The sequence below is a fragment of the Streptomyces sp. NPDC039609 genome (assembly GCF_055596705.1).
The window spans coordinates 173,165-192,043 of record NZ_JBVIUJ010000008.1; the positions used below are offsets into that span (position 1 = coordinate 173,165).

The window sequence follows — 18,879 nt, forward strand, 5'->3', positions numbered from 1 at the left end:
TCAGGGTTGAGTAAGCGCCCAGGCATCAGGGGCGAGCGGCGGCGGCCTATGGTCCGGCCCGTCGTACAGAAGCGACAGGCGGTGCCCGTGGTGGGTCAGGCCGTCCGGGTCCGCCAGCGCTCTGGCGCGTTCCAGACGCACCATCTCCGGAAGGTCCGCGTGTCGGATCCCCTGCAGCAAATCGAGGAGCCACTTCGCCGTGTCCGCGTCGTGGTTCTGCCGATGCCACAGCACGGTGTGCACACCGGCCTGGAGACACTGTCGGAGCAATCGGCCCTGATGCTGCTGCTCACAGCACATGATGACCACGCCGGCGTCCGGAGCTGCCTCCAGCCGCGCCTGGGCGACGACCGAGGATATGGAGCGCTGGTCGAGCACAAGAGGCTGGGAGGACGAGAGGGCTTCGGTGCGGCGCTTCCACCGGACGAAGGTCTCGCGCGTTCGTCCGGAGCTGCGTAGGACAACCGGGCGGCTGATACCGAGGAAGAAGTCACCGTCGCCGTCGTCGCCGCCCGTCACCTGCCATGTGTCCACCTCGAGCCGCAGCCAGGCAGGCGCCACGAAGAACTCCACCTGAGCCTGATCGGCGTGTTCGTGCACCTCGTTGCGCAGCACGGTCCGGATGCCGGCGACCACCTGCTCGCTCGCGACCTCTGAGTCCTGCACCGCGACGACCTCGTGACGACCGTCACCGTTCCAGACCCAGATCTGGTAGGTGAAGCGATGGCCGGGTGATAGCGGTAGCAACTCGACCTGAATTCGAGGGCCCATGGGAGCAGTGGTCATGGCGCGGACAGCCGGACGAGTATCTTCGCGAAACTGGTCGACGGCTGCCTGAGGTACGCCCAGCCGCAGGGCGACCCTGGCCACCCATGCGTCCAAGTCCTGCGCCACGCGGTTTCCTGCGGCGCATTCGGTCAGGGCGATCCTGACCACCGCCTGCAACAGCGGCGGCATCCGCTGACCGGAAGGCGGGTCGTATCCCTCCAGGAGATCCGTGACATCCACCAAGCCGTGCACCGTCGGATACTCGTCTGCGTACGGCAGTACGGAACGCATGAGTTCGGTCGGATCGACGTGGCAGTGCGTCAGAAGGCCGACCAGGTCCCGGCGCTGCTGCGCGGTGAGTATTTCCGTTGCGCTGACCACACGCGCCGCGCTCACGAGCCGGTCGTAGAGAGAGCCGCTCCCGTGTGCTCCACCGGCTTCGGTGTCGGCCAGATATTCCCGGACCACCTCCAGCAGCTCCGGGACGCCGCGTCGCACACCGACGGCGAGCGTGAGCAGCCTGTGACAGTCGGCTGCCTGCTGCACCGACGTCCGGCGGAGCTTGGCCGACAACCTCTCCTCACATCTGCGAACCCCCTCGCTGCCTTGGAGAAGCTGTTCCAGGACTCCCAGCATCTGCTGCCGGCCCGACCCGGCCATCGGGACGGCCAGCGGCGGAAGCTCCGGCAACTCGGCCTCGATCGCGGGCAGCCCAATCGCGTAGAGCGATCCCGCTGATCCCTGCGCAGAGCCCCCGGCCGTCAGGTGGGTGGCCACCACGATCCCGACCACAGCTTCACGGCCGCGGTCCCAGAGCGGGCCGCCGCTGAACCCGGCGTACACCCCAGAACCAGCCACGACATCGAGTACGACCCATTGCTCGACAACGGCGCGCGGCACCGCACGGAGGGTCGTCGCCGTGTTGCCGCTGGCCCACAGGGCGATGGCCTCATCCCCGTTCCGCTCGGGCAGGAAGGGTGCCGCCTCCGCGCCGTCGGGAGCCGGCTCGCCCAGTCGGAGCACGGCCAGATCACCGAAATACGGCAGCGTTCCGGCGGCAGAGGCGCCGTCCCCACCCGCTTCGTACGGCCTCGGCGGACGCCACATCGTGCGTTCGACGCGGCCGGACAGTTCCCGGCCGCCGTCCACATGAGGCATCCGCAGTCGGACGGCCTGTGTGGGCATGGGGATGGCCGTCTCGAATTGGTCTCGTCCCAATGCGCTGTTGACGACATGGGCGCACGTGAGCACGAGGGAATCGCCGACAAGCACGGCGGCTCCGACGCACTGACCGTCCGGGCCCAGCACGGAGACGAACGCGCGGTGCAGTGCCGCGTCGCTATGTGAAGAAGTCCGAGGGGATGACAACGCCCGGGGCCTCCGTCAGGAAACGGCAGCCGCCGCCTCGTCCGCGGCGAACGGGGCCGGCGTGGCCGAAGCGGGATCCGCCGCGCTGGTGAAGTTCCAGCTTGCCGAGACAGTGAAGCTCGCCTCACCCTTGCCCGAGAAGATCCCCAGACTCAGATCGCTGCCGAGGGTGACCCCGAACTCCACCGTCACCTCGTCCGGACGCTGAACGGAACCCGCGAACGACTGGTGAATGCCGTCCAGCACACCGCTAAGGGGACGGAGCGCCTCAACGAGTGCTGCGCCTCCTCTGGTGAGCGCTTCCGCCGCCCGAGCCGGAACGCTGACGGGCTGCGCGGAGCCGAACTCCGGCGGCAGCTCGAGAGGTGCGCTCGGACCAGCCTGCTGCGCGGGCGTCGACCCGGCCGACACGGCAACGTTCTTGACGACCGGGGCAAGGTGCATGCGCACCACCGAGCCGTCATCAAAAGTGAGATTCACGTCCCCCATGTCGACCATGATGTCATGTCTGTGCTCCGACCATGGCGTTACGGTCTGGCGAACGAGGGCTCGCGGAAGAACGCCCCACCTCAGAGTTCTCCACCGGCGTCAAGCTGACTACCAGTTGATGCGGTCCAGGACCCACTCCCGCATCGCCGCGTCGTCGGACGGGAGTTGATCGTCGGGCGGACAGGGCGTCAGGGCCAGGACGAAGTGCGTCAGATAGCCGTACGGGCCGTGGTCCTCCAGGGGGCAGACGACGACGGCGTGGTCGGCGGTGCGCCAGATGCGGCACAGCGCGTACGGGCCCATGCTGAAGTGCCCGTCGGTGCGCAGGGTCCGCTCCGGTGGGGTGCCGAGCACCTCGGTCACCGTGGCGGCCGCCTCTTCGAGCACCGCCTCGCAGGCGTCGAGGGTCGGGTCCGCCTCGAACCGCCAGCCGAGCTCGTCAGCCCAGGCGCGGACGGCGCCCGTCAGCCAGTTCTCGTTGTCCAGGCCGTCCGGGTCGTCCGGATACGCCTCCGCGAAGACCAGGTTGAACGTCGCCCGTGCGTTACCCAAGGGATTGTCCACGTCGTACGACAGGACGTGCCCGTGCCGGGTCCGCTCCGCCTCGCACACCAGGTCGGTGAACTCCCAGCCCAGGAGGTCCGACCTGTGGTCCAGGAATTCCTCGTCCGGCACCGGAGCCATCGTGGGGAGGGCGAGTAGTTCACGGACGGCGGTGGCGGACGGGGCGCAGGCGGCGAGCGCTTTCACGGTCATGACGACGACCGTACGCGCCGCCACCGACACGCCCCGGGCCGGCAGCTCAGCCCATCCCGGGGGGTCCCATGCCGCCCTTGAGGCGTTCGATGTCCGAGGCTCGGACCTGGATCACGAAGAGGGCTATGAAGAACGCCACGATGGAGAAGGCCGCCGCCGTGATGAAGCCGGACGAGACGCCGGCCGTCAGGACCTCGTCGGCGTAGGGCGGGGGCAGTTGGCCGGTTCTGGCGAACTGGGCCTTCTCCAGGGGGTTCGCCTGGGAGAGGAAGATCGGTATCTGATCCTGTGCCTCGTTGCGGCTCGCCGTGCCGAAGACGGTCACCAGGATCGACAGGCCGAGCGAACCGCCCACCTGCTGGGTGGCGTTGAGCAGCCCGGACGCGGCGCCCGCCTCCCGCTGCTCGACGTTGGACAGCGCCATGATGGTCAGCGAGACGAACATCAGGCCCATGCCCATGCCGAAGACGAGGATCGGGCCCAGGATGCTGCCCAGATAGGTGGAGTCGACGTTGGTCAGGGTCAGCCAGGACAGGCCGGCCGCCGACAGGAGCGAGCCGACGACCATGAAGGGTTTCGGCCCGAACTTGGGCAGCATCTGGGAGGCGAACCCGGCACCGACCGCGATGATCGCGCTGACGGGCAGGAACGCGAGGCCGGTCTTCAACGGGCTGAAGTGCAGGACGCCCTGCACCCAGAGCGTCAGGAAGAAGAACATCCCGAAGATCGCCGCGGCCAGGCAGAGCATGATCGCGTACGTGCCCGCCCGGTTGCGGTCGGCGAACATGTGCAGCGGGGTGATCGGCTGCCGGGAGCGGCGTTCCACCAGGATGAACAGGAGCAGCAGGACGACCGCCGCGCCGAACGAGGCGAGCGTCAGCGGGTCGCGCCAGCCCTCCTGCGCGGCGCGGATGAACCCGTACACCAGCGCCACCATGCCGAGGGTGGAGGTGAGCGCTCCGGCGAAGTCGAAGTGGCCGGGGTGCCGCTCGGACTCCTTGATGTGGCGGGGTGTGAGGAACGCGATGAGCAGCGCGATCGGCACGTTGACGAAGAAGATCCAGCGCCAGTCGAGCCATTCGACGAGCAGTCCGCCGGCGACGAGCCCGATCGCACCGCCGCCCGCGGAGACGGCCGCGAACACGCCGAACGCCCGGTTGCGTTCCGGGCCTTCTTCGAAGTTCGTGGTGATCAGGGAGAGCGAGGTCGGGGAGGCGATGGCGCCGCCGACGCCCTGGAGCGCCCGGGCGGCGAGGAGTTGCCAGTCGTTCTGGGCCAGCCCGCAGAGCAACGAGGCGAATCCGAAGAGCAGGATGCCGAACATGAAGACACGGCGGCGGCCGAGGATGTCGCCGGCTCGTCCGCCGAGGAGCAGCAGTCCGCCGAAGGTCAGCGTGTAGGCGTTGACGACCCACGACAGGCTGGTCGTGGAGAAGTCCAGCGCGCTCTGGATGTGCGGCAACGCGATGTTGACGATCGTGATGTCGAGAACGACCATCAGCTGGCAGGAGGCGATCACGAAAAGGGCGATGCCCTTGCCGTCACCGCCCTTCCTCTGCGCTGTGGTCTCCGCCGGAGTCGTCGGCTTCGGGGTACTCATGGCGCATCGCGCCCCTCGCCTGGTGTGGGGGAGCCGTGGGCCGGTCAGTCCACCCTTTCGACACTAAGCCCGGGTCCGGCGGCTGACCAGTTGATCAAGCCTCGCCCGCGGAGGCCTCCGCGACGAAGGCGCGCAGCTCCTTCGCGAGCCGTTCGGGCTGGTCCTCGGCGACGAGCGTCCTGCTGTCCTCGATCTCGACGAGCCGCCCCTGGGGCAGGAGTTCGGCGAGCCGGCGGCCGTGCTCGCGGGGCATCATCAGATCGTCGACGGCCCAGACGACGAGCGCGGGGCGGTCGAACGTCCGCAGCCCCTCGGCGGCCCGGAGGAGTTCGTCCTTGCGGACGGCGAGACAGTAGCGGCGGAAGTCGTTACGGATCGCGGGGTCGGTGCGCAGGGGCCGCAGCCAGCCGCCGGCGATCGGCTCGGGCACGGGCCGCCGGGTCAGCGCTCCGAGGCCGACGGGCAGCCGGCGCAGCGGCTTCAGGCCGAGGACCCGGGCCATCAGGAGGACTCCGCCCGGGATACGGCAGGCCAGGTCGATCATCTTGCCGGGAGCGCCGGGCGGGTAGTTGTCGAAGGCCTCGCAGGAGATCAGGACGAGCCCGGCGAGCCGTTCGGGGTGGCGGACGGCGACGGTCTGGGCGCGTCCGCAGTCGCTCTCGACGAGCGTGACATCGGTGAGGTCGAGCCGGTCGAGGAGTTCGGCGATCAGGTCGACGACGCTGTCAGGCGAGAGCGGCACGTCCGGATTCATCGGGGTGCGGTGGGAGCCGTACGGGAGGGTCGGGGCCACCACCCGGTGGTCCGGGGCGAGTTCGGCGACGACCTTGCGCCAGACGGTGGCGTCGTGGACCAGCCCGTGCAGCAGGACGAGCACGGGGCCGGGGCCGCCGGTGTCCTCGTACGCGACGGTTCCGGCGGTCAGCTCGATCTCCGGCACAGCTCCCCCTGTTCGTCCGGCCCTACTCCACTACCGCGAAGCCGTCCAGCTCCACCTGGGCCTGATCGTCCCACAGCCGTACGACTCCGATCACGGCCATCGCGGGATAGTCGCGGCCCGCCAACCTCCGCCAGATCGCGCCGAGTTCATGGGCATGGGCGCGGTATGCGGCGACATCCGTGGCGTAGACGGTGACGCGGGCGAGATCACGGGCGGTGCCGCCGGCGTGGCGCAGGGCGGTGAGGAGGTTGGTGAGCGCGGTCTCGAACTGCTCGGGCAGGGTCTCCCCCACCACCTTGCCGTCGCGGTCGAGGCTGGTCTGCCCGGCGAGGAAGACCAGCCGGGTGCCGGTGGCGGTCACGGCGTGGGAGAAGCCGGTGGGCGGGGACAGTGCGGCGGGGTTGTGCCGGTGCAGGCTCATCGGGACGGCTCCTTCGGCGACTCGGCGACGACGGCAGGCTCCACGTGCGGCCCGGGCGCGGTGGCGGCGGGCTCCGCGGGCCGCCTCCCGGCGGCCGGCTCAGCGTGCGGCCTCCCGGCAGCGGGTTCTGCGGGCGGCCCGGGCGCGGTGGTGGCAGGCTCCGCCGGCGGCCTCCCGGCGGCAGGCTCCACGTGCGGCCCGGGCGCGGAGGCGGCGGGCTCCGCGGGTGCCCCCTCGGCGGGCTCAGCGGGCCGCCTTTCGGTGGCGGGCTCCAGCGGCGACTCGGGTACCACCGCGGGCTCCTCGGGCCGCCCGGGCGGCTCCCCGTTCCGCCGGGCGGTGGGGGGCTCCGGCGGCGCTGCGGCGGCCTCGGCCTCGGCGTACAGCTCCTTGGCGATGATCGTGCGCTGGACCTCGGTCGCCCCTTCGTAGATGCGTGGTGCACGCACCTCCCGGTAGAGGTGTTCCAGCAGATGGCCGCGTTGCAGCGCCCGCGCGCCGTGGAGCTGGACGGCGGCATCGACCACGTACTGCGCGGTCTCGGTGGCCAGCAGTTTCGCCATCGCCGAGCGCCGGGGCACGTCGGCCGCGCCGGCGTCGTACGCCGCTGCCGCCGCGTAGACGAGCAGGCGGGCGGCCTCCGTGCGGGTGGCCATCTCGGCGACCTGGTGGGAGACGGCCTGGAGGTCCCGGAGGACGCCACCGAAGGCGGGCCGGGCGGCGGTGTGGGCGAGGGTCGCGTCGAGGGCGGCCTGGGCCATGCCGACGGCGAAGGCACCGACGCTGGGGCGGAAGCGATTGAGGGTGGTCATGGCGACCCGGAAGCCCCGGTCGGTCTCGCCGAGGACGTCCGCCGGGCCGACCGGGACGCCGTCGAAGACGAGGGAGCCGATGGCGTGCGGGGCGAGCATGTCGAGGGGCGTGCCGGAGAGGCCGGGGCGGTCGGCGGGGACGAGGAAGGCGGTGACGCCGCGGGCGCCGGCGCCCTGGGTCGTCCGGGCGAAGACGGTGGCGAAGTCGGCCTCGGGCGCGTTGGAGATCCAGCGCTTCTCGCCGTGGAGGCGCCAGCTGCCCGCGCCGTCGGGCCGCGCCTCCAGGGAGAGCGCGGCGGCGTCGGAGCCGGCGTCGGGCTCGCTGAGCGCGAAGGCCGCGACGGCGCCTCCCGCGACGATCTCGGGGAGCCAGCGGGCCCGCTGCTCGGGCGTGCCGAAGGCGGCGACGGGGTGGCCGCCGAGGCCCTGGAGGGCGAGGGCGGTCTCGGCCTCCGTACAGGAGTGGGCGAGGGATTCCCGTAGCAGACAGAGGTCGAGGGCGCCCGCCTCGAAGAGCCCGGCGAGGAGGCCGAGCTCGCCGAGGGCGGCGACGAGGGGGCGGTTGACCCGGCCCGGCTCGCCCTTCTCGGCAAGCGGCCGCAGATGGTCGGCCGCGAGGGCGCGGAGCTCGGCACACCGGGCGGTCTGGCGTGGATCGAGTGAGAATACGGACATTCGGACCCCTGTCTCCGTCTGGCTCGCTCGCCTGCATCAGTTCTATCGCGCACCGTTGACTGTCGTCACCATCACGATACGCTCGTTGGGCGACCCCACCACGACAAGGGGACGAACTCATGGAGCTGACCCCCTCGGCCCACCACGACACGTTCGCGCGCGATCATCTGCCGCCCGCGGACGACTGGCCCCATCTGCTCTTCGATCTGCCGGAACTGGCCTACCCGGAGCGCCTCAACTGCGGGGCGGAGCTGCTCGACCGCACGGTGGAACGATTCGGTACGGAGCGTCCGGCCTTCCGGGACGGAAAAGGGAATGTCTGGACATATGGACAGCTGCGCGAACGAGTGAACCGGATCGCGCATGTCCTGACCTCCGATCTCGGCATCCTGCCGGGCAATCGGGTGCTCCTGCGCGGCCCCACCACACCCTGGCTGGCCGCCTGCTGGCTCGCGGTGATGAAGGCGGGCGCGGTCGCCGTCACCGTCCTGGCCCAGCAGCGCGCCCAGGAACTGGCCGTGATGTGCGAGATGGCCCACTGCACCCACGCCCTGTGCGACAGCAGGAGCGTCGACGACCTGGTGAAGGCCGAGGTCCCGGGGCTGCGGATCACCGCCTTCGGCGGGGACTCCCCCGACGATCTGCTCTCCCTCGCCATGGGCCGACCGGACAGCTACGAGGCGGTGGAGACGGCCGCCGACGACGTGGCCCTGATCGCCTTCACCTCGGGGACGACCGGTCGGCCCAAGGGGTGCATGCACTTCCATCGCGACGTCCTCGCGGTCGCCGACACCTTCTCGGCCCACGTCCTGCGCCCCGAGCCGGACGACGTCTTCGCCGGCTCGCCCCCGCTCGGCTTCACCTTCGGTCTCGGCGGGCTCGTCCTCTTCCCCCTGCGCGCCGGGGCCAGCGCGCTGCTGCTCGAGCAGGCGGGGCCCAAGCAGCTGCTGCAGGCGATCGCGGACCACCAGGTGTCGGTGCTGTTCACGGCGCCGACCGCGTACCGGGTGATGCTGGAGGAGATCGACCGGCACGGCGAGTACGACATCGCCCCGCTGCGGTCGCTGCGGCGGTGCGTGTCGGCGGGCGAGAACCTGCCCGCCGCGACCTGGGACGCCTGGCACCGGCGTACCGGCCTGAAGCTCATCAACGGCATCGGAGCGACCGAACTGCTCCATATCTTCATCTCGGCCGCCGACGGCGACATCCGCCCCGGCATGACCGGACGGCCGGTGCCCGGCTGGCAGGCGCGGGTGGTCGACCGGGCCGGCATGGAGGTCCCCGACGGCGAGGAGGGCCTGCTCGCGGTGCGCGGACCGGTCGGCTGCCGGTATCTGTCGGACCCGCGGCAGAGCGAGTACGTCCACGACGGCTGGAACGTCACGGGCGACACCTACGTCCGCGATACGGAGGGCTACTTCCGCTATGTGGCCCGCGCGGACGACATGATCATCTCGGCCGGTTTCAACATCGCGGGCCCCCAGGTCGAGGAGGCACTCCTCGCCCACCCGGACGTGGTCGAGGCGGCGGTGGTGGGTCAGGCGGACGAGCTGCGTGGCCAGATCGTGGTCGCGTACGCGGTCGTACGGGACGGGGTGCCGCGCGACGCGGACACGGCGGGGGCGCTGCGGGCGTTCGTCCGGGCCCGGCTGGTGCCGTACAAGAGTCCCCGCAAGATCGTCTTTTTGGACGCGCTGCCACGGACGGCAACGGGGAAGCTGCAGCGATTCCGGCTGCGCGCAGGACCCGACGACGGGCAGCGCCACCCCCTAGAGTGATCACGTGGCCGAGCAGCACACCCCCCGTTCCCTGATCGTCTCGCTGTACGGCGCGTACGGCCGTGGCCTCGCGCCGGGCGAGGAGCCGTTGCCCGTGGCCGAGCTGATCCGCCTCCTCGCGGTGCTCGGCGTGGACGCGCCCTCGGTGCGGTCGTCGGTGTCCCGGCTGAAACGGCGGGGGCTGTTGCTGCCGCGCCGGACGGCGGACGGAGCGGCCGGATACGCCCTTTCGGACGACGCGCGCCAGCTTCTGGACGACGGCGACCGCCGGATCTACACCCGTACGGAGCCCAAGCTGTCCGACGGCTGGGTCCTCGCCGTCTTCACGGTCCCGGAGGCCGAGCGCCACAAGCGCCATCTGCTGCGCTCGCGGCTGGCGCGGCTGGGCTTCGGGACGGCGGCCCCGGGCGTCTGGATCGCCCCCGCGCGGCTGTACGAGGAGACCCGCCACACCCTGGAGCGCCTGGAGCTCTCCGCGTACGTGGACCTCTTCCGGGGCGAGCACCTGGGCTACGCGGCGACGGCGGAGGCGGTGGGCCGCTGGTGGGACCTGCCGTCGATCGCCAAGCTCCACGAGGAGTTCCTCTCGGCCCACGAGCCGGTGCTGCGCGCCTGGACGTCCTCCAGGGGCTCGGCGGAGGACGCCTACCGGGACTACCTCTTCGCCCTGGACTCCTGGCGCCGCCTGCCGTACGCGGACCCGGTCCTGCCGGCCGAGCTGCTCCCGCGGGACTGGCCCGGCGCCCGCTCGGCGGAGGTGTTCGCGGCGCTGCACGAAAGGCTCCGGGACCGGGGCGCGGAGTTCGTGCAACCGGCGGCCGGGAGCGGTCGTCCCACCGGAGCGTGATCGTTACGGGGAGGGCGGGGGCGATGGAGCCGGAGTGGCTGGTCGCGGCGAACGTGGTGCTGTGGCGGCGGTGGGGTGACCTCGGACAGGAGCTGCGGCCGGGCACCAAGGCGTACAAGGGCGGGGCGAAGGTATACGTCGTCGACACCTACCCCGGCATGGGGAACGAACAGCTGACCACCGTCGGCCGTGGCCGGCACAACGGCCGGTGGATCACCATCGACATGGGCACCCGGCACCTGCACACCTTCCGCGCCACCCTGGTGTACACGCCGGCAGTGCTGCGGCGGCACCGCGGCGCCGGCTGGTTCCTGCGCACGCCCGAAGCGGCCGCGCAGGCGGCCGTCGAACTGGAGCGGACGGCCCGGGAGCTGCGGCGCACGCACCACGCGGGCCCGCACCCCGATCCGTGCCTGTGCCACGAATGCCTGGACGTCAGTCCAGCCTGAGCCGCGGCTTCGGGGCGTCCGTGCGGCCCGTCGGGGGTGTGCGGCTGCCGGCGCGGTACGGGGGTGGCCAGGGGGCCGCCGGGCCCTGGTAGTTCTGGTCGGCGGCCGCGTGGAGGGTCCAGTGCGGGTCGTAGAGGTGCGGGCGGGCCAGGGCGCAGAGGTCGGCGCGGCCGGCCAGCAGGAGGGAGTTCACGTCGTCCCAGGAGGAGATGGCGCCGACCGCGATCACCGGGACGGCGAGCGCGTTGCGGATCCGGTCGGCGTACGGGGTCTGGTACGAACGGCCGTACTCGGGACGCTCGTCAGGGACCACCTGGCCGGTGGAGACGTCGAGCGCGTCGGCGCCGTGCGCGGCGAAGGCGCGGGCGATCTCGACCGCGTCCTCGGCCGTCGTGCCCCCTTCCGCCCAGTCGGTGGCGGAGATGCGGACGGTCATCGGGCGGTCGTCGGGCCACGCCTCACGGACGGCGTCGAAGACTTCGAGCGGGAAGCGCAGCCGGTTCACGAGCGCTCCGCCATAGGCGTCGTCGCGCCGGTTGGTCAGCGGGGAGAGGAAGCCGGAGAGCAGATAGCCGTGGGCGCAGTGCAGTTCCAGCAGATCGAAGTCGGAGCGGGCGGCCCGTCGGGCGGCGGCCGCGAACTCCTCGCGTACGGCGGTCATCCCGGCCCGGTCCAGAGCGTGCGGGATCTGGTTGACGCCGGGCCGGTACGGCAGCGGTGACGCGGCGGTCAGGGGCCAGTTGCTCTCGGGGAGCGGCTGGTCCATGCCCTCCCACATCCTGCGGGTGGAGCCCTTGCGGCCGGAGTGGCCGAGCTGGACGCCGATCGCGGTACCGGGCGAGCGGCCGTGGACGAAGGCGGTGATCCTGCTCCAGGCCGCCTCCTGCTCGTCGTTCCAGAGGCCGGTGCAGCCGGGGGTGATCCGGCCCTCGGGGCTGACGCAGACCATCTCGGTCATGACGAGCCCGGCGCCGCCGAGCGCCCGCGCGCCGAGGTGGACGAGGTGGAAGTCGCCGGGGAGGCCGTCCTCGGCGACGTACATGTCCATCGGGGAGACGACGACCCGGTTGCGGAGGGTGAGTCCGCGCAGCCGGAGCGGGGTGAACATCGGCGGAGTGTCGGGCGGGCAGCCGAATTCGCGCTCGACGGAGCCGGTGAAGGCGGGGTCGCGCAGCCGCAGGTTGTCGTGGGTGACGCGACGGCTGCGGGTGAGGAGGTTGAAGGCGAACTGCCGGGACGGCTGGTCGAGGTAGCCGTCGAGCTCCTCGAACCAGCGCAGGCTGGCGGCCGCCGCGCGCTGGGTGGATGCGACGACGGGTCGGCGTTCCGTCTCGTACGCGGCGAGAGCCTCGGCCAGGGTGGGCTGTTCCTCGACGCAGGCGGCGAGCGCGAGGGCGTCCTCGACGGCGAGCTTGGTGCCGGAGCCGATGGAGAAGTGCGCGGTGTGGGCGGCGTCGCCGAGGAGGACGGTGTTGCCGTGCGACCAGCGTTCGTTGACGACCGTACGGAACGCGGTCCAGGAGGAGTTGTTGGAGCGCAGGGCCCGGCCGCCGAGCGCCTCGGCGAAGAGCTTGGCGCAGCGGGCGGTGGATTCCGCCTCGTCCAGCTCGTCGAAGCCCGCGGCCTGCCATACCTCCTCGCGCATCTCCACGATGACGGTGGAGGAGTCGGCGGAGAAGGGGTAGCCGTGGAGCTGCATCACGCCGTACTCGGTCTCGGCGATCTCGAAGCGGAAGGCGTCGAAGGCGAAGTCGGCGGCGAGCCAGATGTACCGGCAGCGGTGGGTGGTGAGCGTGGGCCGGAAGACGTCCGCGTGGGCGTCGCGCGTGCGGCTGTGGACGCCGTCGGCGGCGACGACAAGGTCGTGCGTGGCGGCGAGGACGGCGGCGGGCGGCGCCTCGGTGCGGAAGCGGAGCCGTACGCCGAGCTCGGCGCAGCGGGCGTGCAGGATCTCCAGGAGCCGGCGGCGGCCGAGGGCGGCGAAGCCGTGGCCGGTGGAGGTGAGGAGGTGTCCGCGGTGCGCGATGTGGATGTCGTCCCAGCGGACGAACGCGTCCTGGAGGGCGCGGTACACGGCCGGGTCGGCGTGCTCGATCCCGCCGAGGGTCTCGTCGGAGAGGACGACGCCGAAGCCGAAGGTGTCCTCGGGGGCGTTGCGCTCCCAGACGGTGACCTCGCGCTCGGGGTCGAGACGCTTGAGCAGCGCGGCGGCGTAGAGCCCACCGGGCCCGCCACCGACGACCGCGACACGCAGCGGGGCACCGGGGCGGGTTCCGTCCGAGCGCTCGACCTCCGGCCGGGGCTTCTCCCGCCCGGACGGCTCCGGCCCGACCGCGCCGGTGCCGACCGGCGCGGCGCCGGCGTCCCGGGCGGGCGTCATCGTCACCGCCCCTGCCACTTCGGGGTCCGCTTCTCGGTGAAGGCCGCGTGGAACTCGGCGTAGTCCTCGCCGTTCATCAGCAGTGCCTGGGTGTTGGCGTCCAGTTCGACGGAGGCCGCGAGGGGCATGTCCAGCTCGGCGGTGAGCAGGGCCTTGGTCTGGGCGTGGGCGAGGGCGGGTCCGTCGGCGAGGCGACGGGCCAGCTCGGCGGCGCGCGCGTCGGCGCCACCGTCCTCGGTGAGCTCGCTGAGCAGGCCGATCCGCTCGGCCTCGGGCGCGCGGACGGGTTCGCCGAGCATGAGCAGCCGGGTGGCGTGGCCGAGGCCGACGACCCGGGGCAGCAGATAGGCCGCGCCCATGTCTCCGCCGGAGAGTCCGACGCGGGTGAAGAGGAACGCGAAGCGGGCGCTCGGGTCGGCGATCCGGAAGTCGGCGGCGAGGGCGAGGACGGCGCCCGCCCCGGCCGCGACGCCGTGGACGGCGGCGATCACCGGGAAGGGGCACTCCCGGATCGCTCGGACGACCTGTCCGGTCATCCGGTTGAAGTCGAGCAGCTGCGCCGTGTCCATGGAGAGCGTCGCGCCGATGATCTCGTCAACGTCGCCGCCGGAGCAGAAGCCGCGGCCCTCGCCGCCGAGGACGAGCGCGCGGACGGCCCGTTCCCGGGAGAGTTCGGCGAGCAGATCGCGCAGGTCGGCATAGGCGCCGAAGGTGAGCGCGTTGAGTTTCTCCGGGCGGGCGAGGGTGACGGTGGCGACGCCGTCGTCGACGGTCAGCCTCAGATGGTGCCAGCACTCGGTGCGGGGTGCGGAGCCGATAAAGGGACTCATACGGAACGGCCTCCCTTCCTCCTGTCCGGAGCGTATCACCGTGTTGTGACTGTCGTCACGAGCACGCGATAGAACCGAGGGCCGGCCCGTACTGCCGAAGGTCCCCGCCGACCTGGGACTCAGGACCTCGTCGCGAGGGAGGGGGTACCCGTGGCTTTCACTCTTACGGTTCGTAAGGTTGAAAGCAGGACGTCTCGGGCTCGCGTCGTCCCCCTCCGCCCTCCCCGCGATCGGACCTTGCCATGGTCGAAGCCACCGACCCCACGACGTGGCGCATCCGGCTCCCGCACACCACGGCGGCCGTGCCGATCGCCCGCGCGCTGGTCCGTACGGCGCTCACCGACCTCGACGCGCCCGCCGACAGTGACACGGCGGAGCTGCTGACCGCCGAGCTCGTCGCCAACGCCGTCGAGCACACCGACGACGAGGACCCCATCGAGCTGGTCGTCGAGCTGCTGCCGGGCGGCTGCCAGGTCGAGGTGCACGACCGGCGCCCGGCCCGCCCCGGAGAGCTGATCCGCCCGCAGCCGGACGACTGGCCCGACCCCTGGCAGGAGCACGGCCGCGGCCTGCTGCTCGTCCGCGCGCTCAGCAGCGACTGCGGCCACCGCCCCACCGCCCACGGCAAGGCGGTCTGGTTCACCCTTCCCGCGATACCGGCGCAGCGCCGGCCGGCGTAGCTCCGCCCCCGGCGGCCGGAGCGGCCTCGGCCGGCCCACCGGCCGCCGGAGCGGCGCCGGCCGGAGCGGCCTCGGCCGGCCCACCGGCCGCCGGAGCGGCGCCGGACACCGCGGCATGGGACACCGCCGCATCGGACGGCGCGGCCGTGACCAGGCGCGAGTTGCGGCGCCCGTAGACCGCGTACACCAACGCGCCCACGGCGAGGAAGACCGCGAACTGCACCCAGGTCGCCCAGCCCGTGCCCCAGATCAGATACAGACAGAAGGCGATGCCGAGCAGCGGGCTGACGGGATACAGCGGGACCCGGAAGGTGCGCGGCAGCTCCGGGTCGCGGCGGCGCAGCACGATCACCGCGACGTTCACGACGGCCATGACGGCGAGCGTGCCGATCGTCGTCAGACCGACCACCACGTCGAGCGAGGAGAACGCGGCCGGGACCGCGAAGACGGCGGCCACGATCCAGGTGTTGGCCACGGGGGTCGCGCTCTTCGGCGAGACCCGCTCGAAGACCCGGGGGACGAGTCCGTCGCGGGACATCGACATCAGGATGCGGGTCTGCCCGTACATCACCGCGAGGACGACGGACGCGATCGCGACGACCGCGCCGAAGGCGATGATCCCGCCGCCGACCGTCGACCCGGTGACCTGGTCGACCACGAGCGAGAGGGCGGCCGGCTTGTCGCCGACGGCGTCTGCGCCGAGCGCGCCGATCGCGGAGAACGCCACCGCTCCGTAGAGCACCGTGACGACCCCGATGCAGATGAGGATGGCGAGGGGGATGGTGCGGCGGGGGTTCTTCACCTCTTCACCGGCGGTGGTGATGGCGTCGAAGCCGATGTACGAGAAGAAGGCCAGCGAGGCCCCCGCGGTGATCCCGGCGGCGCCGTGCCCCGCGAACGGCGAGAGGTTGCCGTCCTGGAAGGCGGTGAAACCGATCGCGCAGAAGAGGATCAGGACGCCGATCTTGAGGACGGCCATCGCGGCCGTCGCCCGGGCGCTCTCCCGGATCCCGCGCACCAGCAGCACGGCGGCGAGGAGAATGACGACCACCGCGGGCAGGTTGATCATGCCGCCGTCGGCGGGGCCGGAGGAGAGCGCGGCGGGCAGCCGCAGTCCGATGAGGCTGTCGAGCAGCTCGTTGAGGTACTGGCTCCAGCCGACCGCGACCGCCGACACCGAGACGCCGTACTCCAGGAGCAGACACCAGCCGACGAGGAAGGCGACCCGCTCGCCGAGGCTCGCGTAGGCGAACGAGTAGGACGACCCGGAGACGGGGATCGCGCTGCCGAGCTCCGCGAAGGACAGCGCGGTGAAGATGCAGGTGATCGCGGCCAGGACGAACGAGATCACGACGGCGGGGCCGGCCTCGGCGACGCTGTCGGAGAGGCCGACGAAGATACCGGTGCCGACGATCGCGCCGACGCCGAAGCACACGAGCTGGAAGAGGCCCATGGTGCGCTTGAGGCCGTGACCCTCGAGGTCCGCGCCGGATTCGGCGATCAGCTGCTGGGGGGATTTGATCCGCGACGCGGACGGGGACATGCGGTGGTTCTCATCTCTGGTCGAGCACACGCGCACACGCACGCGTGGGTCACACACGCGTGGGGTCCGAGCGTGCGAGCTCGAACCCCACCAATCGACCGATGGTAACCATGGGTGCGCATATCCACCCAATCGGACGTATCGCTATCCGAGGACGGGGGCCATCGTCGCGACCAGGACCGCCTTGATCGTGTGCATCCGGTTCTCGGCCTCGTCGAAGACGACGGAGTACTCCGACTCGAAGACCTCGTCGGAGACCTCCAGCTCCGTCAGCCCGTGCCGGGCGTGGATGTCGCGGCCGACGGCGGTACCCAGGTCGTGGAAGGCGGGCAGGCAGTGCAGGAACCTCACGTCCGACTTCCCCGTGGCGCGCAGGACGTCCATGGTCACGGAGTACGGGGCGAGGTGGGCGATCCGCTCGTCCCAGATCTCCTTGGGCTCTCCCATCGAGACCCAGACGTCGGTGGCGACGAAGTCGGCGTTGTGGACGCCCGCGGCGACGTCCTCGGTGAGCGTGATCGTCGCGCCGCTCGTCTCGGCCAGCTTCCGCGCGGCCGCGACGATCTCCGCGGCCGGCCAGTACGCCTCGGGGGCGACGATCCGCACGTCCATGCCGAGGAGGGCGCCGGTGACCAGGTAGCTGTTGCCCATGTTGAAGCGGGCGTCGCCGAGGTAGGCGAACGTGAGGGCGTCCAGGGGCTTGTCCGTGTGCTCGGTCATCGTCAGGACGTCGGCGAGCATCTGGGTGGGGTGCCAGTCGTCCGTCAGTCCGTTGAAGACGGGGACGCCCGCGTGGGCGGCGAACGCCTCGACGTGCGCCTGACTGTCGCCGCGGTACTCGATGCCGTCGAACATCCGGCCGAGGACGCGGGCGGTGTCCTTGACCGACTCCTTGTGCCCGATCTGCGAACCGGAGGGGTCGAGGTAGGTCGTGGAGGCACCCTGGTCGGCGGCGGCGACCTCGAAGGCACAGCGGGTCCGGGTCGAGGTCTTCTCGAAGATCAGGGCGATGTTCTTGCCACGCAGCCGCTGGACCTCGTTACCCGCCTTCTTCGCCGCCTTCAGCTCGGCGGCCAGGTCGATCAGACCGCGGAACTCCTCGGCGGTGAAGTCCAGCTCCTTGAGGAAGTGGCGGCCGATGAGGTCGGTGGCCATGGGTGCTCCTGGGTACGGTCGGGTACGGCTGATGAGTCAACGCCTGGAAGTCTATACGTCGATCAGCATTTATATACAGTGATGCGGCCCACTCGTCGCCCGCCCCACCATCCGCCCTGTCCACCGCTCCCCGGCCCAGCCCGCCGGGTCGTCACACCGCGTCCCGCTCCACCGGGCAGCTCATGCAGCGCGGTCCGCCCCTGCCCCGTCCCAGCTCGCTGCCCGGGATCTCGATCACCTCGATCCCCTGCTTGCGCAGATGCGTGTTGGTCGTGACGTTCCGCTCGTACGCCACGACCACGCCGGGCTCGACGGCGAGCACGTTGCAGCCGTCGTCCCACTGCTCGCGCTCCGCCGCGTGGACGTCCTGGGTCGCCGTCAGCACGCGGATGTCCTGCAGCCCGAGCGCGGCGGCGATCGCGCTGTGCATCTGCTCCGGAGGGTGGTCGGTGACCCGGAGCGAGTGCCCCTCGTCGCCCGGTTCGATCGTGTACGAGCGGAGCATTCCCAGCCCCGCGTACTGGGTGAAGGTGTCCTGGTCGACCATCGTCATCACCGTGTCGAGGTGCATGAACGCGCGCCGCTTCGGCATGTCCAGAGCGACGATCGTCCGGGCCGAACCGGCCGCGAACAGACCGCGCGCCAGCATCTCCACCGCCTGCGGGGTGGTGCGCTCGCTCATCCCGATGAGCACGGCGCCGTTGCCGATGACGAGCACGTCCCCGCCCTCGATCGTCGACGGATAGTCGGACTGCCCCTCCGACCAGTGGTGGAAGCTGCCCGCCTCGGGGCCGGTGAAGAGCGGATGGTGCTTGTAGATCGCCTCGAAGTGGACCGTCTCGCGTTGCCGGGCGGGCCAGCGCATCGCGTTGATGGAGACGCCGTCGTAGATCCAGGCGGAGGTGTCCCTGGTGAAGATGTGGTTGGGCAGCGGCCTGAGGACGAAGTCGTCCAGGTCCATGACATGGAAGCGGACCGAGGTCGGCTCGCGGTGCACGGCCAGGAACTCCCGCTTCGTCATCCCGCCGACCAGCGCCTCGACGAGTTCGGAGGCGTCGAGGGAGTCGAAGGCGGCGCGCAGATGGTCGGCGGCCAGCGGGCCGTACTCCTTCTCGTCGAAGACCCGGTCGAGGACGAGCTTGCGGGCGGCGGGCAGCTCCAGCGACTCCCGCAGGAGATCCCCGAAGAGATGGACCTCGACGCCCCGGTCGCGCAGTACGTCGGCGAATCCGTCGTGCTCCTGCCGGGCCCGGCGCACCCAGAGCACGTCGTCGAAGAGAAGAGCGTCCTTGTTGGAGGGTGTCAGCCGCTTCAGCTCCAGATCGGGCCGGTGCAGTATGACGCGGCGGAGCCGCCCGGCCTCGGAGTCGACATGGAATCCCATGCGC

At 71.4% G+C, this 18,879-nt stretch carries 15 protein-coding genes and 1 pseudogene; 4 read left to right on the top strand and 12 right to left on the bottom strand.

Features of this window, described 5'->3' with window-relative positions:
* The 7 genes and pseudogenes from ACZ561_RS24705 to ACZ561_RS24735 all read right to left on the bottom strand — a co-directional run.
* Positions 1 to 2,040: a VMAP-C domain-containing protein gene (locus ACZ561_RS24705; RefSeq protein WP_470998894.1), complete on the bottom strand. Its 2,040-nt coding sequence runs from the start codon at positions 2,038 to 2,040 to the stop codon at positions 1 to 3.
* 111 nt (positions 2,041 to 2,151) lie between these two features.
* A complete protein-coding gene (locus tag ACZ561_RS24710) occupies positions 2,152 to 2,634 on the bottom strand; it encodes a CU044_2847 family protein (RefSeq protein ID WP_470998896.1) in 483 nt (160 codons plus the stop codon).
* A gap of 99 nt (positions 2,635 to 2,733) precedes the next feature.
* A complete protein-coding gene (locus ACZ561_RS24715; RefSeq protein WP_470998898.1) occupies positions 2,734 to 3,381 on the bottom strand; it encodes a hypothetical protein in 648 nt (215 codons plus the stop codon).
* 46 nt (positions 3,382 to 3,427) lie between these two features.
* The gene (locus ACZ561_RS24720; RefSeq protein WP_470998900.1) at positions 3,428 to 4,981 is read right to left on the bottom strand and encodes an MFS transporter; all 1,554 of its coding nucleotides are present in this window, start codon (positions 4,979 to 4,981) and stop codon (positions 3,428 to 3,430) included.
* Between the two features lie 94 nt (positions 4,982 to 5,075).
* The gene (locus tag ACZ561_RS24725) at positions 5,076 to 5,921 is read right to left on the bottom strand and encodes an alpha/beta fold hydrolase (protein WP_470998902.1); all 846 of its coding nucleotides are present in this window, start codon (positions 5,919 to 5,921) and stop codon (positions 5,076 to 5,078) included.
* A gap of 22 nt (positions 5,922 to 5,943) precedes the next feature.
* Entirely contained in the window at positions 5,944 to 6,342 is a 399-nt protein-coding gene (locus ACZ561_RS24730; RefSeq protein ID WP_376431405.1) for a RidA family protein, read from the bottom strand.
* A gap of 365 nt (positions 6,343 to 6,707) precedes the next feature.
* Positions 6,708 to 7,829 (bottom strand): annotated as a pseudogene (locus ACZ561_RS24735) (acyl-CoA dehydrogenase family protein); the annotation flags it as partial.
* A gap of 119 nt (positions 7,830 to 7,948) precedes the next feature.
* Here ACZ561_RS24735 and ACZ561_RS24740 point away from each other — a divergent pair.
* The 3 genes from ACZ561_RS24740 to ACZ561_RS24750 are packed head-to-tail and all read left to right on the top strand — an operon-like array spanning position 7,949 to position 10,903.
* Positions 7,949 to 9,607, top strand: coding sequence for an AMP-binding protein (locus ACZ561_RS24740; protein WP_470998904.1), 1,659 nt, complete (start codon positions 7,949 to 7,951; stop codon positions 9,605 to 9,607).
* Positions 9,608 to 9,611: 4 nt separating this feature from the next.
* Entirely contained in the window at positions 9,612 to 10,454 is an 843-nt protein-coding gene (locus ACZ561_RS24745) for a PaaX family transcriptional regulator (protein WP_470998906.1), read from the top strand.
* Positions 10,455 to 10,477: 23 nt separating this feature from the next.
* Entirely contained in the window at positions 10,478 to 10,903 is a 426-nt protein-coding gene (locus ACZ561_RS24750; RefSeq protein WP_470998908.1) for a hypothetical protein, read from the top strand.
* Here ACZ561_RS24750 and ACZ561_RS24755 read toward each other — a convergent pair.
* Both ACZ561_RS24755 and ACZ561_RS24760 read right to left on the bottom strand, forming a co-directional pair.
* The gene (locus ACZ561_RS24755; RefSeq protein ID WP_470998910.1) at positions 10,890 to 13,283 is read right to left on the bottom strand and encodes a bifunctional salicylyl-CoA 5-hydroxylase/oxidoreductase; all 2,394 of its coding nucleotides are present in this window, start codon (positions 13,281 to 13,283) and stop codon (positions 10,890 to 10,892) included. The two genes, ACZ561_RS24750 and ACZ561_RS24755, sit on opposite strands and share 14 nt — an antisense overlap.
* 2 nt (positions 13,284 to 13,285) lie before the next feature.
* Positions 13,286 to 14,113, bottom strand: coding sequence for an enoyl-CoA hydratase family protein (locus ACZ561_RS24760; protein ID WP_470998912.1), 828 nt, complete (start codon positions 14,111 to 14,113; stop codon positions 13,286 to 13,288).
* A 242-nt stretch (positions 14,114 to 14,355) separates the two neighbouring features.
* Here ACZ561_RS24760 and ACZ561_RS24765 point away from each other — a divergent pair, with 242 nt between their 5' ends.
* Complete coding sequence (locus ACZ561_RS24765; RefSeq protein WP_470998914.1) at positions 14,356 to 14,793, top strand: ATP-binding protein; 438 nt, start codon at positions 14,356 to 14,358, stop codon at positions 14,791 to 14,793.
* On the opposite strand, the gene ACZ561_RS24770 is transcribed toward ACZ561_RS24765, so the two are convergent.
* From ACZ561_RS24770 to ACZ561_RS24780, 3 genes are all read right to left on the bottom strand, one after another.
* Complete coding sequence (locus tag ACZ561_RS24770) at positions 14,753 to 16,336, bottom strand: amino acid permease (protein WP_470998916.1); 1,584 nt, start codon at positions 16,334 to 16,336, stop codon at positions 14,753 to 14,755. The two genes, ACZ561_RS24765 and ACZ561_RS24770, sit on opposite strands and share 41 nt — an antisense overlap.
* Before the next feature lie 144 nt (positions 16,337 to 16,480).
* A complete protein-coding gene (gene argF / locus ACZ561_RS24775) occupies positions 16,481 to 17,491 on the bottom strand; it encodes an ornithine carbamoyltransferase (protein WP_470998918.1) in 1,011 nt (336 codons plus the stop codon).
* A 151-nt stretch (positions 17,492 to 17,642) separates the two neighbouring features.
* Positions 17,643 to 18,875 carry an arginine deiminase gene (locus ACZ561_RS24780; protein ID WP_470998920.1) on the bottom strand — a complete coding sequence of 411 codons (1,233 nt, stop codon included), beginning with the start codon at positions 18,873 to 18,875 and terminating at the stop codon, positions 17,643 to 17,645.
* Positions 18,876 to 18,879 lie beyond the last annotated feature (4 nt).